Genomic DNA, 24,930 nt, shown 5'->3' on the forward strand with positions numbered 1-24,930 from the left:
TATTCCTGATTGCGGATGATTTATAATCGAAATATGCTAAATACGCCCACGAACTCAGCCAAAATGCATACTTCGCTTTCTGCGATAATCAGCAATAAGCGACGCGTTTCTGCATTAAAATCTTTGGGCATAGTCACAGTTGAAGACGCGTTAACTTACTACCCGTTTAGAGTTACAAGTCCACTGAGAATTGCGAACTTAAAAGATGTAAAAATTGGCGAAGAAGTGGCTTTCTATGCGCAAGTTCAGTCAATTAACGTTGTGCCTATGAACGCTCGTCGCGGTTTTAGAATCGAAATTAACGTTTTGCAAGATATGCAAGCAGTAGCTCAACTTATTTATTTTTCTAAAAATCGTCAATACGCTCAGTGGCTTTCTGCAAAGATGCATGTTGACGAAATGGTTGTTGTTGGCGGCACGTCTAGTGCTTTTAATGGTAAATTGCAATTTACGCATCCTCAAATTTTAACCGTATCTGCTGTAGAAGAAAGCGATAGCTTACATCAATCTCGCGATACTGTAAGAAGTGTGGAAGATGGTTTGGCGCGTATGAGTGCTCCTATGCCCGTGTATCATGCAAATTCGCGAATCTCTAGTGAGCATATTCACGAAACTATACTTTCTATACTTTCTGCACTTTCTAAAGATTCTGAAGATTTCGCAGCTTCCGCAGCTTCCGCAGATTCTAAAGATTCCGCAACTTGCACTACTGAATCCCTGCAAATCCCAAACATTACGCCTGAATCAGTGCTAAAAAAACGTAACCTCATGACTAGAGCGTCAGCAATATACTCAATTCATAATCCGCAATCAGTTGACGAATTTTACAAAGCTGTTGACTCGTTGCGCTATGAAGAAGCTTTTATTTCCCAAGTAGCTGTATTGCGATCTCGTGAAGATTCTAAAGATAATCAAGCAAAATCCTGTAATAATTCTCTTATAAGAAATGAATTTGTGGAAAGTTTGCCGTTTGAGCTTACTGCAGGTCAAAAAGATGTAATTGATGAGATTGTACGTGACATGCGTGAGCGCCATCCGATGCGTCGCTTGCTTCAAGGTGAAGTTGGTTCCGGAAAAACAGTTGTTGCGCTCGCTGCAATGCTTGAGGCAGTTGGATCAGGATATCAGGCTGTGCTTGTGGCTCCTACTCAAGTTCTGGCGTCTCAACATGCCGAAAATTTGCGCCAAATGATTGCGCGCGCGAATCTAAAAGTGCCTGTAATCGTAGTAACTGGCGGCATGAGACTTGCGGATCGCAGACGTGCGCTAGCGAGTGTTGCAAGTGGGGAGCCTTCGCTTATTGTTGCAACTCATGCAGCGTTCTCGTCGACTTTTAAGCCGACTAATTTAGCTTTGGTAATTATTGATGAGCAACATCGTTTTGGTGTTGAGCAGCGCGATGTTTTGTTACGCAAAATGAGTGTAGATCCGCATGATAGTGCTGAAAAGTCTTTTACACCGCATCTTTTAGTAATGACTGCAACGCCTATTCCGCGCTCTGCTGCTATGACGTGGTTCGGTGATTTGGATGCTTCATATTTAACTGAATTGCCTGGAGGCAGAAAACCTATTCGCACTTTTGTTGTACAAGAATCGGATGCGAATACTATGGCGAGAATGTTTGCGCATATTCGTGCTCGCATTGATGCAGGTGAGCGTGCGTATGTTGTTTGCGCGCATATTGATGATGATTTTAATGAGGATTCTGGTAGGGATTCTGGTAGGGATTCTGGTAGTGCTTCTGCTAGGGATTTTGATAGCGATGAATCTGAAGGTTTTGAAGATGTTTCGCAATCTGTGCAATCTAATCAATCTGAAGAAAATAGCGCAGATTCTTTGCGTAAACTTCACACAGTTAACGGCATTTTGAAGCGGCTTTCAGCTTTGCCGCAATTTAAAGGCGTTACTTTTGCTAAGCTTACTGGTCGCGACGATGATGCTACAAAACGCGAAACGATGGAACATTTTGCACGCGGAGATGTGCAAGTTCTTGTTGCTACAACGGTTATTGAGGTCGGTGTTGATGTGCCTCAAGCGAGTTGCATTGTGATTTTTGACGCGGATCGTTTTGGCCTTGCACAATTGCATCAGTTGCGTGGACGTGTTGGGCGTGGTGGCACGAATTCTTGGGCATTTTTGGTTGCGCAAACTGAGGATGGAAGTCTTGCTCAAGAACGTTTGCAAGTTGTTGAAAATTCGCTAGATGGTGCCGTAATTGCTAAAAAAGATTTGGAATTGCGCAATGTTGGCGATGTTCTTGGCGATAAGCAGTCGGGTGGTCGCTCGAGTTTGAAGATTTTGCGAGTTGTTAAGGATGCAAAGATTATCGCTATGGCTCGTGAAGATGCGTTGGAGACTTTGCAAAAAGACGCTCATCTTGTTTCGTTGCCGTATCTTGCAGGTGCAGTGCTTGATTTTACGAGAGGCGGAAGTACGCAAATCGTAAGCAATTAAAATTCTAAAGTTCTGAATTTGCTCGCAAAATATCTTATAAAATTAAAATATTGTATGAATAAAATATCCTATAAAGAAAAGTATAAAGAAAAAATTATTGCATATTTATGCACTTAATTTAGTAAAAAATACTGTAAGAAACTATTTTTAATTGATAATTAATATCAACTTTTGTTAGATATAATATAAAAAAACAACAAAATTACATAAATTTACGTGCATATTATGAGAATTGTGAATATCCTAGATAGTAGGCATCATTTGTAATCACAATAGAGATGAGGCGACAATGACTGAACGCGAACAACAAATCTTGACTTGGATTCAACAAAACCCGATGATTAGCCAGCAGGAACTTGCAAATCTCGCAGGAATTACTCGTTCAGGTGTGGCCGCTCATATTTCCAATTTAATTCGCAAAGGATATTTACGAGGTAAGGGATATATTGTTACTCCTCCAAGTTATGTGACTGTTGTTGGCGGAATTAGCATGGATGTTCTTGGCATTGCTTGCGGAGATTTGATGGATTACACGTCTAATGCTTCCCACGTGCGCTACATGCTAGGCGGTGTTGGAAGGAATATTGCAGTCGCGTTGGAGCGTCTTAATATTCGCACAAGCATGGTTTCTGTGTACGGTGGCGATCACAACGGAGAACTTTTCCGCATTGATGCTGCTGCAAACGGCTTAGATATTGGTTATGCGAAGCAACTTCCTGAGTCGATGACTGCTTCGTACATGTATGTTGGTGACGCTTCTGGTCAGCGTTTGCTTGCTTTAGACGATATGAGTATTTACGATCACATGACTCCTGATTTTTTGCATGAGCGTATGTCTATTATTGAAAATGCTGATATTTTGGTGTTGGATACTAATATTCCGCAAAAGTCAATTGAGTGGCTATGTGACCGTTATCGCCGTCCTATTGTTGTTCGTGCAGTTACGGATGCAAAAGCTCCTCGAGTGCTTTCTAGATTGTCTCGTATTGACACTCTTATTTTAGATACTGCTGAATCGCAGGCTTTAACTGGCATTAATGCTGTTGACGAGCGTTCTGCAATTCGCTGTGCGAATGTGCTTCTCAAGCGTGGAGTAAAACGTGTATTTGTAAATGCCGGTCGCGCAGGAGTTGCTTATGGTGTTGCAGATGAGGGAGTGTCGTTCTATCCTGTCCCAGTCAAGCGCGTCCAGAGAATGATGCTAACTCGCGGAAATAGCAATGTTGGTGTTAAAGCAGTCGGCAACGACAACGGTTCTAGCGATGCTGCTACTGCGGCGCTTATTTACGCGCGATATAACGAATTTGATTCTTCAAAAACTGGCAGATTTGCGGTTGCTGCTGCAGCTTTGAATACTGAATCTATGCAGCCTGTACATGAGTCGTTTAATCCAGAACTTATTTCTCAACGCATGACGAATATTCATGAGCATGCTTAATTTTGCGTTCTTATGCGAAGTGCATTCGTCACGATTTGCTTCCAAAATACATGTGCTTATGAAGGAGTTAGTATGACTTCCATCATCCTAGATTGTGACCCTGGTCATGACGATGCGATGGCAATTTTATTAGCTGTTGGCAATCCTAGTATCGATTTGCTCGGCGTAACTACGGTTGGTGGAAATCAAAGCCTAGAAAAAGTAACATACAATGCTCGAGCAACTCTAGAAATAGCTCATGCAACTAATATTCCAGTTCATGCCGGATGCGACCGTCCTATGGTTCGTCCTCTAAAAGTTGCTGCTGCTGTTCATGGAGAAACAGGATTAGACGGAGCAAATATTCCAGTGCCAACTAAACCTTTGGATAAAGGGCATGCTGTTAACTGGATTATTGACACAATTATGAGCCATGAGCCTGGCACGATTACGCTTGTACCAACCGGACCTCTTACGAATATCGCTATGGCTGTGCGATTGGAGCCTAGAATTGTCAGCCGCGTTAAAGAAGTAGTTCTTATGGGTGGTGGCTATCATAGCGGCAATTGTAGTGCTGTTGCTGAGTTTAATATTAAGACAGATCCTGAAGCTGCGCATGTTGTGATTAATGAAAATTGGCGAGTTACGATGGTTGGCTTAGACTTAACTCACCAAGCTTTGTGCACTTTAGAGATACAGAAGAAAATTAATTCTATTGGAACGCCTGTTTCCAAATTTGCTTGCGATCTTATGGATTACTTCCGTAAAGCTTATAAGAATAATCAAGATTTTGTTGATCCTCCAGTGCATGATCCTTGCACAGTCGCTTATTTGATCGATAAAAGTGTTATTAGCACAAGGCGTTGCCCACTTGATGTTGAAATAAACAGTGGCTTAACTCTTGGCATGACCGTTGCAGATTTGCGTGGCACTGAACCTTCTGAAGAAGAATGCCATACGCAAGTTGCTACAAAACTTGATTTCGATAAATTCTGGAATTTGATTATAGATGCGATTAAGCGCATTGGATGATTGTTGGTGACTTTTGAATGACGTTTGAATGACTTTACGTAATTAAGCGGAGGTTAGATTATGGCTGAGGTTGAATCTCCAACATTTTCTACGCGTATGCTAGATAAGGGTGGACGTTCCGTTTTGGCGTTAATGGTGGCGTTTCTTGCTGCTATCTTTGCGTTCCAGCTAAACGTTTCTATGCTTTCGCCAGTATTGACGACGATGTCAAAAGAACTTCATACTACAGATACTCAAATCGCTTTAACGCAAACAATATTCTTTACTGCTGCAGCATTATTTTCGCTATTTTTGCCGCGATTGTCTGATCTAATTGGGCGTAAAAAAGTACTTTCCGGAATTCTTATCTCAACTCTTTTTGGAAGCATTATTTCTGCGCTAGCTCAAGACGTTAATATGCTTATGCTTGGGCGTATTTTGCAAGGTGCTTCCGGTCCTGTATTGCCAATGTGCTTAATTATGTTGCGCGTGCGCGTACGGCAAGAAAAAAGTTACGCAAAGTTGATGGCAATATTAAGTTCTGTAAATGGCGGTATTGCTGGATTTGATGCTTTATTAGGTGGTTGGCTTGCCAGTAAATACGGATTCCGTTCTGTTTTCTGGATTATGGCTTCAATCGCAACTATTGCTGTTATTATGATTATTGTTTTAGCTGATGAATCTCGCTCGGATGCTACTAGCAGAATGGATTGGCTAGGAGTTGTAACGCTCGGAATTGCGTTTCTTGCAATATATCTTTCTATTAATGAACTTAGTAATAAACTAGCTAAATCTAACTGGCTTATGGTGCTTATTCTTGTGCTTGTTGCTGTGCTGTTTTTCGCAATATTCTGGAAAATCGAAGTTTTAAGCGCGGCTCCGCTGGTTTCTACAACATATATGAAGCAGCGTCGTACATGGGGTTTGCTTTTGTGCACTTTATTGACAATGACTGGCGTGTTTGCTTTGATAAATGGCGTTGTGATAAAGCTTGCTAACGATAGTAAGTTTGGTGCAAATATTGGCACAAATATGGTAAGTTTCGTAACTCTTACTCCTTACGCAATTATTGGGCTATTGTTTGGCACTATTTCGGGCGTGCTCGCTGCAAATTACGGGTACAGGCTTGTGTTGCGTATTGGAATTGCGTTTAGCATGATTTGTGTTGCTTTTGGTGTGTATGTTGCTTATATGCCGTCTGCTTGGGCTTTGGTGCTGTTTTCAGTGTGGGTAGGTGTGAGCTATTCTGGCATGGCAAATATTATGCTTAATGGCTTAGGTATTGTGCTTTCTCCAAAAGATAATCCGGGATACTTGCCGGGTATGAATGCTGGAGCTTTTAATTTGGGAGCCGGCTTAAGTTTTGCAATTTTGTATGCTGTGATGACGAATGTTGCGTCTTTGAGTGGCGTAACATGCGGATACGCTGCTGCGATGGTTGCCGGCGTCGTTTTGCTCGCTTTTGCGCTCGCTTGCTCGTTCTTAATTCCGGATCCTAAGGCGGCGGATAAGTAATATTGTAAAGTTTCTGCCGTTTTTTGGCGCGTAGCCGACTTTTCCTTTACACAGCTGCACAGTTTCTGCCGTTTTTTGGCGCGTAGCCGACCGAAACTTTACACGCGCGTAAAGTTTCTGCCGCCACGTGCGTGTCTGCAGGTTCCAGCTAAGCTAGAAGTATGCACATTATTGCTGGACGTTTTAAATCTTTGCCGCTTACTTCAGCGCAGTCGTGTACGAGACCTACTACAGATCGCACAAAAGAAGCGATATTTTCTAGGCTTGATTCGTGGGATGTTATGCACAATGCGCGCGTACTTGATCTATTTGCTGGCACGGGAGCACTCGGAGTTGAAGCGCTATCTCGTGGCGCGCGTGAGCTTGTTTCTGTTGAAGCAAATTCGCAAGCAGCTGCGCTTATACTTCGTACGTCGAAAGCGTTGCAGAGTTCAAAGGCTTGGGATTCTGCGCTTTCTATGAGGGTTCTTCGAAAGCGCGCGGAGCAGTTCGTTGCGGATTATAGTGGCGAAGCGTTTGACTTGGTTTTTATTGATCCGCCTTATGCTTACGAAACTGCGGATTGCGAAAGTTTATTGGCTTCGATGATTGCGAGCGGAGTTGTGAGCGTTTCTGCAGATACGTTGATTGTGTTGGAGCGTAGCGCGCGAAGTGTTTTGCCGACTATGCCTGAGGGCTGGGAGCTGTTTGATACGCGTAATTACGGAGAAACTTCCGTGTTGTTTATTCAGTCTTCTCGCGACTAATTTATTTTTCGGCTTCGTTACAATCTGTTTTCGCACTCAGGCTGTGGCGCGAGTTTTGGGGGATTTCTCTCCTCGCACGTCCCGTCCTTCAGTCGCTTTGGCTGTTAGATGTTTTGCTGTCTGCTTTGTTCTTTAAAGAACGTTGCTCCATCAGTCCTCTTTTAGTGCTCGTAAAGAAATCCCCCAAACTCTGCGTGTTTAATCGTTAATAACCGTGTCTATCGCAGAGATTTTTCGATTTTTCTTCTTCGCTTGGCGAATCAGCAGCCTGCGGCTCTGACGTTCGCCGCGCTCAGTGCGAAAAATCTCAAATCTCTACCACACGAATATTAGTACATTGAAGTTAGCGTACTAAACAGGTGGTGGTGTTATGGTGAAGGGATTTTGTGTTGTACGTGCGGCAGCAATAATGTTAGTGTTCTCTAATCAACAAGTAATTAACGTTAGCAGGGCAATACTGTTGCCGGAGTATTTCTGGCTTTTGTTGCTAGAGTAAGTTTTTGCGCGGATGATCGCCAGAAACTTCCCATCCGAGCGACATAAGCGTTCTTCGATCCGCCTTATCTATCTTGTGGCAGTCCAATTTTTCAATCAAATCAGGTCGAATTTCGCTTGTGCGAGATATAGCTTCATCTCGACGAAAACGATCAACTTTGGCGTGATTTCCGGAAGTGAGTATTTCCGGAACGCTTATACCTCGCCAAGTAGTTGGACGCGTGTATTGATGGTGTTCCAAGAGTGCGTCCGATCCTGTGTACGACTCTTCAACAATCGACTCAGGATTTCCCATAAACCCAGGGATTAAGCGTGTAATTGCCTCAAGCATAACGCTTACTGCAACTTCTCCGCCATTTAGCACGTAATCGCCAATTGAATACTCGCGTACGTCAATTCCTTGCGCGCGGTAATATTCTGGAATCCTAGCGTCGTAGCCTTCGTATCTGCCGCATCCAAACACCAAATGATTTGCGTTGCTTAATTCCGTTGCGTCTTTTTGCGTAAATAGTGGGGCAGAAGGGTTCGGGAATATAAGGATTGGTTTAGTTGAGTCTATTTTATTAGGCGCGATTTTTGCTTCTTCGCAACTATCACACGTATCGCAACTATCGCACGTATCACACGTATTTTTTACTTCAGATTTTGGCAAGTTAAGCAGCTCGTCTAAGCATTCCGCCCAAACTTCAGGCTTCATAACCATGCCAGCGCCACCGCCAACCGGCGTGTCATCAACCGATTGATGCACATCGTGAGTCCATTTGCGTAAATTGTATGCGCGAATTTGCAATAAACCATTATTTTGCGCTTTGCCTAACAAACTTAGGTCTAGCATGCGAAAATATTCTGGGAATACGGAAATAATATCGATGTCCATCATAAGGCACTCTACTACGAAAACTACAAAACTACGAAAACTACAAAAGCCCCGGAATTAAACCGCCAGGAGGATCAATAGTCAAATACCCGTTTGCAACATCAACTTCCGGCACAATAGCTTCAACAAATGGCACGAGCGCTGTTTTATTCTCTTCGTCAATCGGATGATCTAAACGGATTTTCAGTAACGATTGCGCGCCGTCGAGCACATCCACGACTTTTCCAATAACTTTAGGAGTAAGCCCAAGCTGATTTTCTTCGCACAAACGCGCTTGCAAACCGACCAAATCCTTAATATACCAAGCATTTTCAGCAGCAAGCTCTTGCGCATCTTCTGCATGCACATACAATTCAGTGCCATTAAGTGCTTCCGCATCGTTGCGATTTTGTGATTCTTCGAATAGTAAAATCCAACGATTTTTGAACGTTCTTGCGTTCTCAATAACGAACTCGCGCTCGCCGTTTGCAGTGCACAATATATTTCCAGGCTCAAAACGTTCATAAGGCTCATCTGTAAAAATTTGTACAGTGACTTCACCTTTTAAACCTTGGGCTTTACCGATACGACAAACCCTCAGCAGGTCATTACGACTTTGCTGAGGGTTGTCAAAAGATTGTTGGTCTAATGCCACGTTCATCTCACTTACGTACGTCCATAATGTCAACGCGCACATTGTGGTTGCTCAAAGCTTGCACAACAATGCGAATTGCATTAGCGGTACGACCATTGCGTCCAATAACGCGACCGATATCTTCAGGATTCACGCGTACTCGAAGCAATTCGCCGCGAGTATTTTCGTGAGAACGTACCGACACGTCATCTGGAAAATCTACGATGTTCTTAATGAGATGTTCAACAGCTTGAGCCAGCATGATTACTCAGCCTTTTCCTCGGCTTCGGCAGCTTCAGCTGGGGCTTCTTCGGCTTCGTTTGCAGCGGCTTCAGCTGCAGCCTTAGCTTTAGCAGCGGCTTCAGACTTAGCGGCCTTCAGCTTCTGAGCTTCAGCTTCAACAGCTTCAACGCGAGCCTGTGCGTCTGGGCCAGCTTCAGAAGTCTTCAACGTGCCTTCAGCGCCGTCGAGACCCTTGAACTTCTGCCAGTCGCCAGTGATCTTCAAGAGCTTCAACACTGGTTCGGTTGGCTGTGCGCCAACGCCAAGCCAGTACTGTGCGCGCTCAGAATCAATCTGAATCATAGATGGCTGCTTGTTTGGATCGTAAACGCCGATCTCTTCGATGGACTGACCGTTGCGCTTGTTGCGTGAATCAGAAATGACTACACGGTAGAAGGCATAGAACTTCTTGCCCAATCGCTTAAGACGAATCTTGGTTGCCAAAATGGCTCTCCTTATAACTAGAGTCGTGGAATTTCGTTCGGGTGTGGGGCACTCCTTGCGAGCTTCCACATGTTCCTCACGTGATCGGGAAGAGGGCGCCGATTCACGCGAATAACTTATCCATTATGCCTGCGCGCTTGGACGTTTTTATCTAGTGATTGTAGGTCGATTGCTGCGATGTAGGCTAGGTGATCAGTGCCGTCAACAACTACATTCTTTTGCCATAGTGCGTTAGATTTACAGTTTTTTGCGCAAAATAGCACATGGTCAAGTGTAAGATTTGGCCACTTAAGCCATGTAGGCCATGTGCGTAGACGCTTTCCAAGCGAAAGTGCAACGTCTGTAAATCCGTATTTCAAAAGCGAGCGAAAGCTTGGGTGGTCGACTGTGGAATTAAGATCGCCAGTAACAATAGTAAGAGTTGCTAAATCGCAAGTTTTCGAAGTGGATTCGTCAACGCAATAAGTAGAATCAATAGTCGCAAGTGCGCGAATTCCATTACTCCAAGCAGCACACCCACGCATCGGTGACTTTGGATGTGCAGAAGCAAATTTCACTACAACTTTTTCAGTTGCACCAAAATCTAAGCAAGTTGTAACGCGAGGCACGCTTGCAGCTTCAATTTTTACGGAATTATTGCAAGTAGAAATCGCGGAATATTGCGTAAAAATAGCGTTGAATCCGCCGTTATTATGCTCACTTTGCGCACCTACGCACGAAGTTGGGAAAATTTCGTATATTCCAAGTTTCTCAAGATTTTTTACTAAAGACTCGCTTAATTCTTGTAAAAGTAACGTATTTACGTGATATTTTTTCGTTATTTCTATTATTTCGGATGCGCTCGCTTTTCCGTATCTGCAATTAAGAGTCATCACGCGTATTTCTTGATGCCGTTTCTTGCAGCTTTTGCGCGACGACCTGCTTTCGTGCAACCTACGTAATTTTGCAAACCAGTACGGCGTATGCGACTTAAGCGAAATCAAAAATAGCACAGCGTACGCAATACATAAATATCCGTAAGATTTCGCGTAAGATTGCGCTAAATTAAGCGATTTCGTCACTTTTTCTGCGCAGCATGTATACAGCAAAAAACCGCCAAAATTACACAAAAACAGTGCTCCCATAACGTAAGTTGCAAGTGGAAGCAGCGCAATAATATACGGAAGTGGGTTATATTTATCCGCACCTGTTGGCAGCCAACGCATCAACTGCCACAAAAGAAGCGGCACAAATATAACCCACAAAAACGCCAATACTAAAATCATCGACCGAATAAGCCAGCTAATCCGCCGCCAAAGTTAGGTGGCAGTTGATTATCTTGATTTGCATCTTCGGAATTCATAAGTTCCTTAAGTCCTTCAGGAAGATTCTGAAGATTTGGTTGCTGCGGCTTTGCAAAAGCAGAACCTGCAACATCGTCGCTAGTAGATTCGCCAGAAAGACGCTCACGCAACGCGCGCTCTTCAGCTTCCCTGCGCATTGGATTTCCGGACTTTCCGCCCTTCTTCTTGCCTTTCTTGTCTTTGCGCTTCGACTTACTGCCGGCTCCACCGAAGCCAGGAATTCCGCCCATGCCAGGCATTCCAGCGCCTCCGCTCATTCGCTTCATCATTTTTGCAGCCTGCTCGAAACGTTGCAAAAGTGCATTAACTTGCGAAACGCTCACACCTGAACCAGCAGCAATTCTCGCGCGGCGAGATCCGTCAATAATCTTTGTATTTCTACGCTCTTGAGGAGTCATAGAGCGAATAATTGCCTCAGTTCGGTCAATTTCCTTATCGTCAAACTGCTCAAGCTCCTGACGGTGAGCTGCCATTCCAGGCATCATGCCCAAAAGCTTCTTCATTGAGCCAAGCTTACGAACTTGCTGAAGCTGCTCCAAAAAATCATCCAAACCAAAGCTGCCTTCAGCTATTTTTGCAGCAGCCTTGCGCGATTCTTCTTCGTCGAACTGCTTCTGTGCGTGCTCAATAAGCGTCAAAATATCGCCCATATCGAGTATGCGTGAAGCCATTCGATCAGGATGGAAGATTTCAAAATCCTTCAAACCTTCACCTGTAGAAGCAAACAAAATCGGCTTTCCAGTAACGCTTGCAACCGAAAGTGCAGCACCGCCTCGAGCGTCGCCATCAAGCTTAGAAAGCACAACGCCAGTAAAGTTCACGCCATCGTTAAAAGCTTGAGCAGTGCGAACAGCATCCTGACCAATCATTGCATCAATAACAAACAGCACTTCTTGCGGTTGCACGGCATCGCGAATATTGCGTGCCTGCTTCATAAGCTCTTCGTCAACACCCAAACGACCTGCGGTATCAATAATCACAGTGTCATACATTTTTTCGCGCGCATAATTAATAGAATCGCGCGCAACTTTAACAGGGTCGCCTTTAGTGAACCATGGCAAAGAAATCGCGCTTCCACCTGTTTGCACACCCTTTTCTGGAGCAAATACAGGAACTCCTGCGCGCTCGCCAACAACTTGCAGCTGTGTGACTGCATTAGGTCGTTGCAAATCTGCTGCTACAAGCAAAGGAGTATGACCTGCATCCTTTAGCCAGTAGCCTAGCTTTCCAGCAAGCGTAGTTTTACCTGCACCTTGCAAACCTGCAAGCATAATTACAGTTGGAGGGTACTTCGCAAAATTAAGCTGCCTATCTACACCTGCGCCCAATACTTGCGTAAGCTCGTCGTTTACAATTTTCACAACTTGCTGAGCTGGATTTAAAGCGTGCGAAACTTCCTCACCAAGAGCGCGCTCGCGAATTCGAGCAGTGAATGAGCGTACTACTTCCAACGCAACGTCTGCATCGAGAAGTGCGCGACGAATCTCGCGAATTGTGCCGTCAATATCGGATTCTGATAGCTTGCCTTTGCTGCGCAAATGCTTAAAAGCATTGGAAAGGCGGTCTGTTAACGAACTAAATGCTGCCATAGTTTTCCATTCTACCTGTTGTTGCTAACGTAACTTTAGTGCAATTGCTAACTAATACTTTTGCGTTACTTTCGTTTATTGCAAATGCCAAGATGATCCTTGCGAAGTATCGACAATTACAATTCCTGCGTTATTTAACGCGTCGCGAATAGCATCTGCAGTAGCAAAATCCTTTGCTTTTCTAGCATCTGCTCTAGCTTTAAGTTGCAAAGTAATTAAAGAGTCCAAAGCTGAGTATTCTTTGCTTTCCTTGCCATTTGAGCCTTCTGCAGACGATTGATTATCGTTCGAAGCCCACGTTTTTGCGTAAGGATCCAAGCCCAAAGTATCTAACATAGCTCGCACTTGCAAAACAGCGAGATATATGAGCTTTTGTACGCTTTCGCTTTGTGCTTGTGAAGAATCTTTGCTGCAGTCGTCAATAAGAGCATTTCCTTGACGAATTGTAGTAAATATTTCTGCGATTGCGCCAGAAACGTTAATGTCATCGTTCATAGCGCGAGTAAAATCTTCTGGAAGCTCGTCTGCGTTAACAGAGTGCACTTCTTCGCAAGTTGGCTTCTTGTCAAGCAATCTGCCAGCTCTCTCAAGGAAGTTCATAATGCGATCGTAAGCCGATTTTGACTCCACCAAAGCTTGGTCGGACCACTCCAGCATTGCACGATATTGCACTGCTCCCAAAGCATAACGCACAACCCAAGCCGAATTATTTGCCAAAACTACTGGTACGGAAAGTCCATTTCCTAAGGATTTGGACATTTTTTCACCTTTTGCGGTAACCCATGCTGAATGCATCCACACATCAGCGCTTTCCCAGCCAGCAGCACGCGTTTGTGCCATTTCGTTTTCGTGGTGAGGGAAACGCAAATCCAGGCCGCCTCCGTGAATATCGAAATCGTCGCCAAGATATCGATGGCTCATAGCAGAGCATTCAATATGCCAACCAGGGCGTCCCTCGCCAAAAGGAGTTTTCCAGCGCGCATCCGGCTGATCGAAATCGCAAGGTGCTTTCCAAAGTGCGAAATCCCTAGGATCATGTTTGTCTGGTGAAGCATCTGCAGGATCTGTTGGATTGTAAATATCGTTTTCAGCAGCGTCTACGCTTGGACCTTTTGCGTCTGCAATAGCTGCGGCTTCGTCTGCGCAAGTTTCATTTTGGTTCTGATTTTGGTGCGTTAATTCGCCGTAATGCTCCCAACTTGGCACGTCAAAATAAACATTTCCAGTAGGATTTCCGTCGCTGTCATTAATAACATATGCGTGACCGCGCTCAATCAAACGCTCAATCAGCTCAACCATGTCTGTAATATGACCTGTTGCGCGCGGCTCAACTGTTGGCGCAAGTACCCCTAAAGTATTGTAGGATTTTGTAAATTCGCGCTCGTAAATATATGCTCGTTCCCACCAATTTTGCCCTGATTCATTGGCTTTTTTCATAATTTTATCGTCAATATCTGTGACGTTTCTAACAAACGTGACTTTGTAGCCTAAACGTAGCATCCAGCGACGGATTATATCGAATGCGATCGCTGCGCGAATATGACCAATATGCGGAGAACTTTGCACTGTGGCGCCGCACACGTACATGCCTACTTGACCAGGCTTTTTAGGTACGAAAGTGTTCGTTGAATGTGAAGCCGTGTTGTATAAGTGCAGGTTTTCTGCGGCTTTAGTAACTTTTGCAGTCTCTTCGTTCAAACTCTTATTAAGCATAATTGCTATTATAAATGCTTCTTTATACTCAGAGTGACTTCGAGAAGTTGCATTTCGTACGTCGGCTCTTTAGTTAGCGATACAATTATTGCGATTTGGTTTTAGATTTAGCTTTAGTAATCCAATTAGATTCATATCTATTACTTATCTATTACCTAGCTGTTTTTATTTTGTTCGTTACGAAAGGAATATCATGGCTGAGATTTCATCTGCTCTTATGACGGACATGTATGAATACACTATGCTCGACGCTGCTCTTAAAGACGGCACCGCAAATCGCAAGTGCGTTTTTGAAATTTTTACGCGCCACTTGCCTCAAGGCCGTCGTTACGGAGTTGTTGCTGGCATGGGCCGCATTTTGGAAGAGTTGCAAAAATTCCATCTTTCGGAAGATGATTTACGTTTCTTAAGTGATCGCAAAATTGTTAGTGCAGAAACCATTGAATGGCTGAAAAATTTCCGATTCCGCGGTAAAATTTCCGGTTATCGCGAGGGTGAGATGTTCTTCCCTAACTCGCCAATTTTGCAAGTAGAAGGCACTTTCGGCGAGTGCACTTTGCTTGAAACTCTTCTGCTTTCCGTTCTCAATTACGATTGTGCTGTGGCGTCTGCTGCAGCTCGCATGGTTTCTGCTTCCGCAGGACGTCCTTGCATGGATATGGGCGGCCGCCGCACGAACGAATATTCTGCAGTTGCTGCATCTCGTGCCGCAGTAATTGGCGGTTTTAAAGGTACTGCAAATCTGTTAGCTGCAAAACTTTACGGTTTAAAGGCAATCGGAACTGCAGCTCACTGCTTCACTCTTGTTCACGACACTGAGCGTGACGCTTTCACTTCTCAAATTGCAGCTCTTGGCAAAGGCACTACGCTTCTTGTTGACACTTATAATATTGAGGAAGCTGTAAAGACAGCCGTGGAAGTTGCAGGTCCAGATCTTGGCGGAATTCGTATTGATTCTGGAGATTTGTGCGCTCTGGCTCGTCGCGTTAGGAATCAGCTCGACGAGTTGGGTGCTAAAAACACAAAGATTACAGTTACTAACGATTTGGACGAGTATGCTCTTGCTTCCTTGCAAAATGCGCCTGTGGATTCTTACGGCATCGGCACAATGCTTGTAACCGGCTCCGGCGCTCCAACTTGCGCAATGGTTTATAAGCTTACTGAGCGTGAGGGTGCAGATGGTGTAATGCAGCCTGTTGCTAAGCGTTCTAAGAATAAAGCGACTGTGCCTGGACGTAAGTTGGCGTATCGTTCATACGATTACAGCAGCGATTCTTGCGGTGTAGCTGATTGCGAACACGTGATTTCCGGTTCGGAAGTTGCGCTCGCTCAGTTTAAGCCTAAGGATTCGTGGGAAAATCTGCTAGTTGATTACATGGTCGACGGTGAAGCTGACGAACAGTTTATGGGTCACGATGCGATTATGCGTGCCCAGGATTATTGCGCTTCTGCTTTGCGTCGACTGCCTTTGGCTGCGCAAAGTTTGATGCGCGGAGATCCTGCAATACCAACAGAAATTCAAGTACTGTAAATTGATTTTTTTAAAACTAAACTTTACTAAATAACTAAATAAGATTCGCAAAAGGATCGCAAATAATTTTCGCAAATAATTCATGCGTAAAGATTAGCGTTTCCGACAGCTTTTTGAGTGTTTGTTGCGATAATGCTTTATGCTTGGTTTTGCGAATAAAATTCAATTAAATTTTAGTGCGCTACGAAATTCGTTACACAATGCGTTACGAAAGGATGCGAGATGTTTTCATCTTTAGAAGCAGATAATGCGTTAGATGCTGTTATGGAATCTGGTTCGCAATCCACAGATCCAGACTCTGGTTCCGGCACAAGCACTTCTGTTCTAGAACGTCCAGAAGTTGACGAAGATGCTCGTCTAGATGATGGTGGTAATGCAGATCGTTTTGCGCACTATGTGTCAAAAGACAAAATTGAAGAGTCGCGCTTAACTGGTCGACCAGTAGTAGCTTTGTGCGGTAAAGTGTGGATTCCTCGACACGAAGCAAATGACTACCCAGTTTGCCCTGAATGCAAGCGCATATACGAGGAATTAGGAAAGTTTAATTTTTAAGTAATTATGTTGCGTATTTAAGCAATTTATATTAAATATCAGCGTTACTTCTATCTTTAACGATAAAAGTAACGCTATTTTATTAATATATTTTTGTTCTGAGCGCAATGGGTGATAATCTAAGAGCATGACTATAGCTGTGTGCCCCGGCTCGTATGATCCAGTCACTGCCGGCCATTTAGACGTAATACAACGTTGTACGCATCTATTTGATGAAGTACATGTGCTAGTTGCGGTAAATGCTGCAAAGACTCCGTTATTTCCTGAATCTGAGCGCGTAAAAATTATTCAAGAAGCAATAAATAATTTGCCGCAAGCTCAGAATAGTTTCAATCGCAATTGCAAAATAGTAGTAACTTCAACAGCTGGTTTGATTACTGATTACTGTACAAAAGTTGGTGCTACAGTAATCGTAAAAGGCTTACGTCAAAACGGTGATTATGAGGCAGAACTTGGAATGGCGCTAGTGAACCGCAAATTAGCAGGTATCGAAACGCTTTTTCTGCCTGCTGATCCTGTGCTTGAGCATGTTTCAAGCTCTGTGGTTAAAGATGTTGCTCGTCATGGTGGAAATGTTACTGGCATGGTTCCAGATAACGTAATACCCTTATTAAAAAAGCTTTTTAATGAACAATCATTAGGCGTAGATAACAATTCACCTATGCTGAACAATTGAACAGGAGAGTAGAAGATGACAAATAAAAATGAACTTACTGACGCAACTTCTGGATTATCTAGTGAAGGAGACGACACAATGGAGCGCGAAGTGCAAGTTGATCGCAATCAAAAGCTTCCATTGCATCCAGTTCTCGCAGATGAAGAAGATGCTCAAGACGGCGTTGTAAATACAACGCAATCCGACGTGCGAAGTGCGCGTGAAGGCGACCTATTAGTTGACTCAGATGCTGACAATACAGAAACGTCATCTGTTGCAGCAGTCGGAAGTGTTTCTGCTGCGGAAGATGTGCAAGATAATGGCGCTGATAGTGCAAATAAGAACAAGAAAAATAGCAAAGCAGCTTCTTCGCCAGCATCATTTTCTCCTTTCCCTCTTCCAGATTTACGAGAGCGAGAAGACGGTGGTGCTATCGACTTTGAGGAAAATGAATCTGAAACTTCAAAAGTAGCTGCAGAAACAATAAGCGATGAAGTGCGTTCAAAGAGTCGCGCTGAATTTACTACAGTTTACGACATTATTGACGCAATGGAAGCAACGCTTTCGGAAGCAAAGAATGTTCTGTTTGCTGCAGGAATGGTAAAAATTGATCGCGATGAGTTCGTTGATCAGTTAGCACGTTTGAAAGATATGCTTCCTGTGCAATTGGAGCGAGCTTCTGCATTAATGCGAGAAGCAGAGCGACGTTTGCGTACAGCGCAAGCACAAGCAAGCTCTATTGTTTCCTCAGCGCAATCTCAATCTGCAGAAATAATTGAAGAGGCGCAAGAGCGTGCTCAATTCTTAGCAGGTCAAGAAAACGTAACGGCTTTAGCAAAACAGAAAGCTCGCGATATTCTCGCTACTGCGCAAGCAAAATCAGACAAGCTTACGCAAGGTGCGGATCAGTATTGCGCAACTGTTATGGAAGGCTTAAAGCAGCAGCTAGATAAATTAGAGCAAGACGTGCAAGCGGGTCAGCGAGTGTTAGAAGATCGTCGCCGAGCTGCAGCGCACGTACAAAACGACATTAGCTCATCATTGTATGACGATGATGAAGAGGAAAGGAATTAGTAATGGCTTCGCATCCATCCCAATCACCATGGGCTGTTCCAGTAGCGCAAATGGCTGCGCGCGCTGGTAGTAGCATGTCGTTGCATCGCGTATTTCCGGCGCCGGAAGGCATTGGAGATTACGTTATTGGCGTAAAGCCAGGCAGCGATGTTATGGTTGATGGCGATTTTGATGCTGTGGTTGACGGCTTAATGTTTCAGGGCAGTATTACTGCTCCGGTGCATGCAGAATGTACTCGATGCTTGATGCCGCTTCGTCGCGATTGGAAAGTGGATGTGTGTGTATTCTTCCCATATGCTGACTCGCGTTCTAATCGTTCTGATAATCGCAATACTCGTGGCGATGCGGATGAAGCTGAATCGCAAATTTGGGATGAAAATGACGAGTCAGGCAATGTGTATCCGCTAGTTGCGGGTGGCGATTTTGCGGATATTGAGGCTCTTATTCGCGACACGATGGTAAGTGAGTTGCCGTTGCAGCCGTTGTGCGAGCCGGATTGCCGCGGACTTTGCTCTCAGTGTGGCGAAAACTTAAACGAGCATCCAGATCATCATCACGACGTTACGGATATTCGTTTTGCTGCTTTAGAGGATTTGAAAGCTCAGCTTGAGCAGAATGAAGAGCGGCATTAATACGAGGTGTAAAGTAGCTGCCGTTTTTGGGTTGAAAAGCGGCATAAACTGCGCGCGCTTGTAAAGTTTCTGTTGCGCTAAAGAGAAATTAGGTTGCGCAATTTGTACGGCGCTTGCTGTAATATACAGAACGCTTAAGCTCAATCGATTGAACGAAATAGAGGAAAGAATTATGGCACTGCCTAAGTACAAGACCTCGCGTGCTAATACGCATTCGCGTCGCGCTAATTGGAAGGCGTCTGCCGTGCAGACTGTGACTTGCCCGAACTGCGGTTCTCAGGCATTCCCACACATGGCTTGCCCATCTTGCGGAACCTTCCGTGGTCGTGTTTACCGTGAAGCTATTCGCTCCGAGCACACCAAGTAGGTTTTATTAACAGAAACCCTGCCATCGACGGGTGGCAGGGTTTTTCTTTTTCTTGCGTATTGTGGTTGTTGCGCGAGTTATCGTTTGGTGTGGCGTGAGTTTTGGGGGATTTCTCTCCTCGCACGTCCCGTCCTTCGTCGCTTTGGCTGTTAGAGGTTTTGCTGTTTGCTTTGTTCTTAAGGAATGTTGCTTCCTCAGTCCTCTTTTAGTGCTCGTAAAGAAATCCCCCAAACTCTGCGTGTTTAATCTTTAATAACCTCGTTTTATCGCAGAGATTTTTCGATTTTTCTTCTTCGCTTGGCGAATCAGCAGCCTGCGGCTCTGACGTTCGCCGCGCTCAGTGCGAAAAATCTCAAATCTCTACCGCACTAATATTCGACCTCTCAAGCAACACCCACCCCTCACTACTCAGAAAATGATTAGTGTTTTTGTTGTGTGGTAGTCATTTCGGTGTAGCGATGGCAGAGCAATAATGCTAGTGTTCTTTGATTGATAGTCGCTTATCGTATTCGAAGTATCGATGACAAAGTTCGCAGATCAGGTAAAGTTCGTAGTTACTTACGCGCGTCGAGTGCGTGCCAAGCGATTTCGGCGGCTGCGAGTTGCGCTTTTCGTTTGCTAGAGCCACTTCCGACTCCCAGCACTTCGTCGCCATCCTTATGCGCCAAAACCGCGCGAGCTTCAAACACTGGTGCGTATTCTGGCCCAGAAACAGCCATTCGATACTCTGGATCTTCCAAACCCATATCGTGAGCTTTGACTGTAAGCGAAGTCTTCCAATCGAGAGCTGGTCCTTCAGTTAGCACTTCCGCCAAAGTGTCGTCAATCAAACGATGCACAACTCTGCGAGCTTCATCAATTCCATGCTCAACAAAAGTTGCGCCAATAAGCGCTTCAACAATATCGCACAAAATTGAATCTTTATTATTTCCGCCCTGCTCCATTTCTCCGCGACCGAGAAGAATATACGCGCCAACATGCAGCTTTTCGCGCGCAACAGCAGAAAGCGCCCATTCAGACACAGCTTTCGCTCGCATCTTTGCAAGCTGACCTTCAGTCATGTCTGGATGTGTAGAAAACAGCGTTTCCGTAGAAACTAACTCAAGCACAGCATCGCCCAAAAACTCAAGTCGCTCATAATTTCGTGTGCCAGGATGCTCGTGCGAGAACGAGCGGTGGGTGAGTGCTTCTACCAAAAGATCCGGCGAAATAGTTGTGCCTAAAGCGTTCAAAAGTTCCTGCGTTGGGTCTCCAGGACGTGTTTCATCGCCATCTAATCTCAAAACTCCATCTTCGTTGTGTTGCGCATGTGAGTTGTTTTGATTGTTTTGATTGTGTTTGCTCTGCATATTCTGTTGATTTTGTTGATTGTTCTGAGTTTTCATAGCACGTATTATTATAGTCCTACTACCAACACAAGCGCTTTTAAGCTTCGTGTTCGCATTTGCGATCGCATTTTTCCATATTTCTTCTATATCCTTTCGTATAAGTGTTCAGCTATATTTGTGGATTATGCCTACGTATGATTTGGGATTAGAACGAGTTTCGCTAGAATTTGCTACAAAAACGATTTTTACAGACGTAACTCAAGGTGTTTTTGAAGGCGACAGAATAGGTATTGTTGGAAAAAATGGTGACGGAAAGTCAACGCTACTTCGACTACTTGCCGGTACAATGCAGCCTGATTCTGGTCGCGTTACAAAACGCGGAGGGCTTACTTTTGGCATGTTGGATCAGCGAGATCCATTGGATGATAACGCAACTGTGCGCGAGGCTGCTCTTGAAAATCGCGAAGATTACGAGTGGGCTGCAGATCAGCGTTCACGCGAAATTGTAGAAGCGCTTCTTGGTGGCATAAATTTGGAAGCAAAAGTAGGCACGCTTTCTGGAGGCCAGCGCAGGCGCGCAGATTTAGCAAGATTATTGTTGCACGATTGGGATATTTTGGCTTTGGATGAGCCTACGAATCATTTGGACGTTGTGACGATTCATTGGCTTGCGGAGCATCTTCTTCACCGTTGGCAGGACGGTCAAGGTGCGCTTTTGATTGTGACGCACGACCGTTGGTTCTTGGATGAGGTTTGCACTTCGATGTGGGAAGTGCACGACGGCGTAATTGATCCTTTCGAGGGTGGTTACAGCGCTTATATGATGCAACGCGTGGAGCGTGAACGCCAAGCGGATGTGCGCGAAGAGCGTCGCAGAAATTTGGCAAGAAAAGAGTTAGCTTGGCTTTCTAGGGGTGCTCGTGCGCGTTCTACTAAGCAAAAATTCCACGTAAAGCAAGCGCGTGAGCTTATTGCAGATGTGCCGCCGCTAAGAGACACTCTTGAATTGAAGAAAATGGCAACTTCGCGTCTTGGTAAGCAAGTTGTTGATTTAATTGACGTTACGCAAATTTTCGACAACGCTCAGCAGCTAAAAAATATCGATCCGGATATTGTAGAAAACGCATCTTTAGGTGAAGATAATGCAGAAAAATCAAATAAAGTCGATATTGTAGAATCTGCTTTTGCGCAACCAACTCACGTAGGAAGCGTTACTATTGCCGTTGACGAGAGTCAAGAAAATTCTTTTGAAAATACTGCGGAAAATACTTCTGAAAATACTGCTACGAGCGCAGAAAACATTGCAGAAACTTCAGCTGCATCGCGCAAAACTATTACTGGACGCATGATTTTAGACGATGCAACTTGGCTTATAGGCCCAGGCGATCGTTTTGGAATTGTGGGCGCGAATGGAGCAGGAAAATCAACATTATTAAGCATTATTGACGGGTCTCTAAAGCCTACGCTTGGACACGTAAATATTGGCAAGACTGTAAAATTTGCTGTGCTTTCGCAGCGGCTAGAAGAGCTTGAAAAGCTTGGAAAATATAAAGTAAAAGAAGTTTTAAGTCGCTATAAGCCTAGCTATATTATCGATGGCAAAGAAGTGACTCCAGGTCAGCTTATGGAAAGGCTTGGTTTTAAGCCCGAGCAGCTTATGACACCAATTGCGGATCTTTCGGGCGGTCAAAAGCGCCGTATGCAGTTGCTGCTGATTTTGCTAAACGAGCCAAACGTGCTGATTATGGATGAGCCTGGAAACGATCTTGACACTGACATGCTTGCAGTTATGGAGGATTTGCTCGATACTTGGCCCGGCACTTTGATTGTTGTTTCGCACGATCGCTACTTGCTTGAGCGCGTAACAGACCAGCAATTTGCGCTTATTGACGGCAAAATTCGTCACCTTCCAGGCGGTGTAGATGAGTATTTGCAAATTGTAGAAAAGTTGCAGCGTGATCACGAAAATAGCATTAGTACTGCGAGTACTGTGAATGCTTCAAGTACTGCAAATTCTACAACTAAAGAAAGTTCAGAAAGTACAGTAGCTGAGCCAAAACTTACAGGCAAAGCCTATCACGATGCTGCAAGGCGAGTTTCTGCAATCGAGCGAAAACTTACAAAGCTTGAAGAAGAAAAGTCGCAAATTGAAGCGCAAATGGCTGCGCATAACCCAAGTGACTTTGTTGGACTTCAATCTCTTAACGAAGATCTCCAAAAAAACGAGCAAGAAACCAGTGCTCTTGAGGATGAGTGGATGAAGCTTTCTGAGCAGCTTTAGTACAAAATTGCTGCGCGCTAAGAAGAAGAAATAGAAGATAACAGCCACGTGCTAAATTTGTGAGGTATGACTCAAATCAAGGATATGTTGGAATCTGTAAAACCAATTCGCGTTGACGGTCGTAATGTTGACGAGCTCCGACCTGTGCGCATAACACGTAAATTTACTGATGTTCCTGAAGGTTCTGTGCTTATTGAGTGTGGCAATACGCGCGTAATGTGCACTGCAACTTTTACGGTTGGTGTGCCTCGTTGGCGTAGAGATTCCGGTTTGGGTTGGGTAACTGCCGAATATTCTATGCTTCCTAGAGCAACAGCTGAGCGAACTGATCGCGAATCTGTGCGTGGAAAAATTGGTGGTCGCACTCACGAAATTAGTCGTCTTATTGGTCGCTGCTTGCGCGGTGTAGTCGATATGAAAGCAATGGGTGAGTGCCAGATTCAAATTGATTGCGACGTGTTGCAAGCGGATGGTGGAACTCGTACTGCTTCTGTAACTGGAGCTTATGTAGCTTTGGTAGATGCGCTTAATTGGGCAGAAAAGAATGGTCATATTCGCTCTGCTGCAAGTGTTATTAAGGATTCTATTTCCGCTGTTTCTGTAGGCGTTATTAACGGCACGCCTATGCTTGATTTGCCTTATGTTGAAGACAGTCAAGCTATGACAGATATGAACGTAGCTATGACAGGTTCCGGCACTTTCATTGAAATTCAAGGCACTGCAGAACATCGTCCATTTAATCGCGACGAATTAAATACGTTACTTGATTTGGCAACTAAAGGTAATCGCGAATTGCAAGCTGCTCAAAAAGCCGCTTTAGCAAAATAGAAGAGATTGAAGGAGAACGGGCGTGAAGCTTATTGTGGCAACACATAATGAGGGAAAACTCGTTGAAATTAAGCAAATTTTAGAGGAGCAATTGTCGAAGCTGGCAAACAGTTTCGAGTTAGTAACTGCAGGTTCTCTTGGCTTGCCTGATCCTGTGGAAACTGGCGTGACTTTTGAACAGAATGCTTTGCTCAAAGCGCGTGATGTTGCTGCAAGAACAGGTTATCCTGCTATTGCAGACGATTCGGGTCTTATTGTCGACGTGCTTGGTGCTGCCCCTGGTATTCTTTCTGCCAGGTGGAGTGGTGTGCATGGGGACGATAAAGCTAATAATGAGCTTCTTTTGCGCCAACTTTCTGATATTCCAGATCAATGTCGTACTGCTCGTTTTCGTTGTGCTGCAGCTCTTGCTATTCCGGATGGGTGCAGTGAGGTTCCTGAAGGCAGTGTTATGTCGCATTCTCACGGCTTTGAGACTGTTCGAGTCGGAGAAATGGTTGGTCACTTGTTGCGCGAGGTGCACGGAACTAACGGTTTCGGCTATGATCCGCTATTTGTGCCAGATCTTCAGCCTATTCGCGATGGTGTGCAAATGAAAGGTTTGACTAGCGCGGAGCTGACTCAAGAAGAAAAGAATGCTATTTCGCACAGAGGTAATGCTTTGCGCGCGCTTTTGCCGGAGTTGCAGGCATTATTTATTACCGAATAAGCATTTATTACTGAATAAGCGAAAAATTTCGTGCGCGAGATGGGACTTGAACCCACACGTCGTAAGACACAGGAACCTAAATCCTGCGCGTCTACCATTCCGCCACTCGCGCATAGACTCATATAAATAATCGAGCGAATAAAAACAAATCAAAAGTATTAATACACTCGAGCGAGTCAGAGAGCCGCTTGACAGAATCGAACTGTCGACCTTCTCATTACGAGGGAGACGCTCTACCGACTGAGCTAAAGCGGCATGTTGCCCGAGACGCATTCGCGACTCGCGCACAAATCAATTACTATATATCATATTTTTAAATTTGTCCAATGGGCGCGCCGTACAAAATATAATAGTCATTAAGCAAGTATTGCATAGTTTGTATTGCAATTCGTTTAGTGTGGCGCGAGTTTTGTGGGATTTCTTTCCTCGCAGGCGCGACGACCTGCTTTCGCGCAGCACCAGTGTGATTGTGTT

At 44.5% G+C, this 24,930-nt stretch carries 21 protein-coding genes, 2 tRNA genes and 2 pseudogenes; 15 read left to right on the forward strand and 10 right to left on the reverse strand.

What is annotated here, in order from left to right:
* Positions 1-15: 15 nt before the first annotated feature.
* The 5 genes from HXT50_RS05750 (at position 16) to rsmD (ending at position 7,143) form a co-directional block, all read left to right on the forward strand.
* Positions 16-2,454 carry a DEAD/DEAH box helicase gene (locus HXT50_RS05750; protein ID WP_174143441.1) on the forward strand — a complete coding sequence of 813 codons (2,439 nt, stop codon included), beginning with the start codon at positions 16-18 and terminating at the stop codon, positions 2,452-2,454.
* A 289-nt stretch (positions 2,455-2,743) separates the two neighbouring features.
* Positions 2,744-3,892, forward strand: coding sequence for a PfkB family carbohydrate kinase (locus tag HXT50_RS05755; protein ID WP_421777109.1), 1,149 nt, complete (start codon positions 2,744-2,746; stop codon positions 3,890-3,892).
* Positions 3,893-3,964: 72 nt separating this feature from the next.
* On the forward strand, positions 3,965-4,903 hold the full coding sequence (locus HXT50_RS05760; RefSeq protein ID WP_421777110.1) for a nucleoside hydrolase: 939 nt from the start codon (positions 3,965-3,967) through the stop codon (positions 4,901-4,903).
* A gap of 60 nt (positions 4,904-4,963) precedes the next feature.
* Positions 4,964-6,397 carry an MFS transporter gene (locus HXT50_RS05765; protein ID WP_004105381.1) on the forward strand — a complete coding sequence of 478 codons (1,434 nt, stop codon included), beginning with the start codon at positions 4,964-4,966 and terminating at the stop codon, positions 6,395-6,397.
* A gap of 161 nt (positions 6,398-6,558) precedes the next feature.
* Complete coding sequence (gene rsmD, locus HXT50_RS05770) at positions 6,559-7,143, forward strand: 16S rRNA (guanine(966)-N(2))-methyltransferase RsmD (RefSeq protein ID WP_410294749.1); 585 nt, start codon at positions 6,559-6,561, stop codon at positions 7,141-7,143.
* Positions 7,144-7,630: 487 nt separating this feature from the next.
* On the opposite strand, the gene trmD is transcribed toward rsmD, so the two are convergent.
* The 7 genes from trmD to cysS form a co-directional block, all read right to left on the reverse strand.
* Positions 7,631-8,515, reverse strand: a complete 885-nt coding sequence (gene trmD / locus HXT50_RS05775) for a tRNA (guanosine(37)-N1)-methyltransferase TrmD (protein WP_421777149.1) — start codon at positions 8,513-8,515, stop codon at positions 7,631-7,633.
* A gap of 40 nt (positions 8,516-8,555) precedes the next feature.
* On the reverse strand, positions 8,556-9,155 hold the full coding sequence (gene rimM, locus HXT50_RS05780; protein WP_032835294.1) for a ribosome maturation factor RimM: 600 nt from the start codon (positions 9,153-9,155) through the stop codon (positions 8,556-8,558).
* Position 9,156: 1 nt separating this feature from the next.
* The gene (locus HXT50_RS05785; RefSeq protein ID WP_421777111.1) at positions 9,157-9,390 is read right to left on the reverse strand and encodes an RNA-binding protein; all 234 of its coding nucleotides are present in this window, start codon (positions 9,388-9,390) and stop codon (positions 9,157-9,159) included.
* Between the two features lie 2 nt (positions 9,391-9,392).
* Complete coding sequence (gene rpsP, locus HXT50_RS05790; RefSeq protein ID WP_004574047.1) at positions 9,393-9,854, reverse strand: 30S ribosomal protein S16; 462 nt, start codon at positions 9,852-9,854, stop codon at positions 9,393-9,395.
* A gap of 116 nt (positions 9,855-9,970) precedes the next feature.
* On the reverse strand, positions 9,971-11,119 hold the full coding sequence (locus tag HXT50_RS05795) for an endonuclease/exonuclease/phosphatase family protein (protein WP_004105370.1): 1,149 nt from the start codon (positions 11,117-11,119) through the stop codon (positions 9,971-9,973).
* The gene (gene ffh, locus HXT50_RS05800; protein ID WP_004105368.1) at positions 11,116-12,786 is read right to left on the reverse strand and encodes a signal recognition particle protein; all 1,671 of its coding nucleotides are present in this window, start codon (positions 12,784-12,786) and stop codon (positions 11,116-11,118) included. Before ffh ends, HXT50_RS05795 begins: the two co-directional genes overlap by 4 nt.
* Before the next feature lie 75 nt (positions 12,787-12,861).
* Positions 12,862-14,499: a cysteine--tRNA ligase gene (cysS, locus tag HXT50_RS05805; protein WP_004105366.1), complete on the reverse strand. Its 1,638-nt coding sequence runs from the start codon at positions 14,497-14,499 to the stop codon at positions 12,862-12,864.
* 193 nt (positions 14,500-14,692) lie between these two features.
* Here cysS and HXT50_RS05810 point away from each other — a divergent pair, with 193 nt between their 5' ends.
* From HXT50_RS05810 to rpmF, 6 genes are all read left to right on the forward strand, one after another.
* Positions 14,693-16,030, forward strand: a complete 1,338-nt coding sequence (locus tag HXT50_RS05810) for a nicotinate phosphoribosyltransferase (RefSeq protein WP_174143446.1) — start codon at positions 14,693-14,695, stop codon at positions 16,028-16,030.
* A gap of 222 nt (positions 16,031-16,252) precedes the next feature.
* Positions 16,253-16,582 carry a DUF3039 domain-containing protein gene (locus HXT50_RS05815; RefSeq protein ID WP_004105359.1) on the forward strand — a complete coding sequence of 110 codons (330 nt, stop codon included), beginning with the start codon at positions 16,253-16,255 and terminating at the stop codon, positions 16,580-16,582.
* A gap of 127 nt (positions 16,583-16,709) precedes the next feature.
* Positions 16,710-17,258, forward strand: coding sequence for a pantetheine-phosphate adenylyltransferase (coaD, locus tag HXT50_RS05820; RefSeq protein ID WP_421777112.1), 549 nt, complete (start codon positions 16,710-16,712; stop codon positions 17,256-17,258).
* Positions 17,259-17,273: 15 nt separating this feature from the next.
* The gene (locus HXT50_RS05825; protein WP_421777113.1) at positions 17,274-18,311 is read left to right on the forward strand and encodes a hypothetical protein; all 1,038 of its coding nucleotides are present in this window, start codon (positions 17,274-17,276) and stop codon (positions 18,309-18,311) included.
* Positions 18,312-18,313: 2 nt separating this feature from the next.
* Positions 18,314-18,943, forward strand: coding sequence for a YceD family protein (locus tag HXT50_RS05830; protein WP_004574043.1), 630 nt, complete (start codon positions 18,314-18,316; stop codon positions 18,941-18,943).
* Positions 18,944-19,115: 172 nt separating this feature from the next.
* The gene (rpmF, locus tag HXT50_RS05835; protein ID WP_004574042.1) at positions 19,116-19,310 is read left to right on the forward strand and encodes a 50S ribosomal protein L32; all 195 of its coding nucleotides are present in this window, start codon (positions 19,116-19,118) and stop codon (positions 19,308-19,310) included.
* Between the two features lie 554 nt (positions 19,311-19,864).
* Here rpmF and rnc read toward each other — a convergent pair.
* The gene (gene rnc / locus HXT50_RS05840; RefSeq protein ID WP_421777114.1) at positions 19,865-20,695 is read right to left on the reverse strand and encodes a ribonuclease III; all 831 of its coding nucleotides are present in this window, start codon (positions 20,693-20,695) and stop codon (positions 19,865-19,867) included.
* A 127-nt stretch (positions 20,696-20,822) separates the two neighbouring features.
* Here rnc and HXT50_RS05845 point away from each other — a divergent pair.
* The 4 genes and pseudogenes from HXT50_RS05845 to HXT50_RS05860 form a co-directional block, all read left to right on the forward strand.
* Positions 20,823-22,584, forward strand: a pseudogene (locus tag HXT50_RS05845) (ABC-F family ATP-binding cassette domain-containing protein); the annotation flags it as partial.
* A gap of 104 nt (positions 22,585-22,688) precedes the next feature.
* Positions 22,689-22,919, forward strand: a pseudogene (locus HXT50_RS05850) (ABC transporter C-terminal domain-containing protein); the annotation flags it as partial.
* A gap of 66 nt (positions 22,920-22,985) precedes the next feature.
* Positions 22,986-23,747, forward strand: coding sequence for a ribonuclease PH (gene rph, locus HXT50_RS05855; RefSeq protein ID WP_004105347.1), 762 nt, complete (start codon positions 22,986-22,988; stop codon positions 23,745-23,747).
* A gap of 22 nt (positions 23,748-23,769) precedes the next feature.
* Entirely contained in the window at positions 23,770-24,456 is a 687-nt protein-coding gene (locus HXT50_RS05860; RefSeq protein WP_004105345.1) for a non-canonical purine NTP pyrophosphatase, read from the forward strand.
* 31 nt (positions 24,457-24,487) lie between these two features.
* On the opposite strand, the gene HXT50_RS05865 is transcribed toward HXT50_RS05860, so the two are convergent.
* Together HXT50_RS05865 and HXT50_RS05870 are read right to left on the reverse strand one after the other, a co-directional pair.
* Positions 24,488-24,568 (reverse strand) — tRNA-Leu (locus HXT50_RS05865).
* 70 nt (positions 24,569-24,638) lie between these two features.
* Positions 24,639-24,711: transfer RNA gene (locus HXT50_RS05870), tRNA-Thr, on the reverse strand.
* Positions 24,712-24,930: the final 219 nt, after the last annotated feature.

It is taken from the genome of Gardnerella sp. KA00243 (genome assembly GCF_049244105.1).
In the GTDB taxonomy this organism is placed as follows: domain Bacteria; phylum Actinomycetota; class Actinomycetes; order Actinomycetales; family Bifidobacteriaceae; genus Bifidobacterium; species Bifidobacterium leopoldii.

Excerpts from the sequence above, each read along its gene's own strand:
- HXT50_RS05750 (WP_174143441.1), top strand. The coding sequence starts at position 16 with ATGATTTATAATCGAAATATGCTAAATACGCCCACGAACTCAGCCAAA.
- HXT50_RS05755 (WP_421777109.1), top strand. The coding sequence starts at position 2,744 with ATGACTGAACGCGAACAACAAATCTTGACTTGGATTCAACAAAACCCG.
- HXT50_RS05760 (WP_421777110.1), top strand. The coding sequence starts at position 3,965 with ATGACTTCCATCATCCTAGATTGTGACCCTGGTCATGACGATGCGATG.
- HXT50_RS05765 (WP_004105381.1), top strand. The coding sequence starts at position 4,964 with ATGGCTGAGGTTGAATCTCCAACATTTTCTACGCGTATGCTAGATAAG.
- rsmD (WP_410294749.1), top strand. The coding sequence starts at position 6,559 with ATGCACATTATTGCTGGACGTTTTAAATCTTTGCCGCTTACTTCAGCG.
- trmD (WP_421777149.1), bottom strand. The coding sequence starts at position 8,515 with ATGGACATCGATATTATTTCCGTATTCCCAGAATATTTTCGCATGCTA.
- rimM (WP_032835294.1), bottom strand. The coding sequence starts at position 9,155 with ATGAACGTGGCATTAGACCAACAATCTTTTGACAACCCTCAGCAAAGT.
- HXT50_RS05785 (WP_421777111.1), bottom strand. The coding sequence starts at position 9,390 with ATGCTGGCTCAAGCTGTTGAACATCTCATTAAGAACATCGTAGATTTT.
- HXT50_RS05795 (WP_004105370.1), bottom strand. The coding sequence starts at position 11,119 with ATGATTTTAGTATTGGCGTTTTTGTGGGTTATATTTGTGCCGCTTCTT.
- ffh (WP_004105368.1), bottom strand. The coding sequence starts at position 12,786 with ATGGCAGCATTTAGTTCGTTAACAGACCGCCTTTCCAATGCTTTTAAG.
- cysS (WP_004105366.1), bottom strand. The coding sequence starts at position 14,499 with ATGCTTAATAAGAGTTTGAACGAAGAGACTGCAAAAGTTACTAAAGCC.
- HXT50_RS05810 (WP_174143446.1), top strand. The coding sequence starts at position 14,693 with ATGGCTGAGATTTCATCTGCTCTTATGACGGACATGTATGAATACACT.
- HXT50_RS05815 (WP_004105359.1), top strand. The coding sequence starts at position 16,253 with ATGTTTTCATCTTTAGAAGCAGATAATGCGTTAGATGCTGTTATGGAA.
- coaD (WP_421777112.1), top strand. The coding sequence starts at position 16,710 with ATGACTATAGCTGTGTGCCCCGGCTCGTATGATCCAGTCACTGCCGGC.
- HXT50_RS05825 (WP_421777113.1), top strand. The coding sequence starts at position 17,274 with ATGACAAATAAAAATGAACTTACTGACGCAACTTCTGGATTATCTAGT.
- HXT50_RS05830 (WP_004574043.1), top strand. The coding sequence starts at position 18,314 with ATGGCTTCGCATCCATCCCAATCACCATGGGCTGTTCCAGTAGCGCAA.
- rpmF (WP_004574042.1), top strand. The coding sequence starts at position 19,116 with ATGGCACTGCCTAAGTACAAGACCTCGCGTGCTAATACGCATTCGCGT.
- rnc (WP_421777114.1), bottom strand. The coding sequence starts at position 20,695 with ATGAAAACTCAGAACAATCAACAAAATCAACAGAATATGCAGAGCAAA.
- rph (WP_004105347.1), top strand. The coding sequence starts at position 22,986 with ATGACTCAAATCAAGGATATGTTGGAATCTGTAAAACCAATTCGCGTT.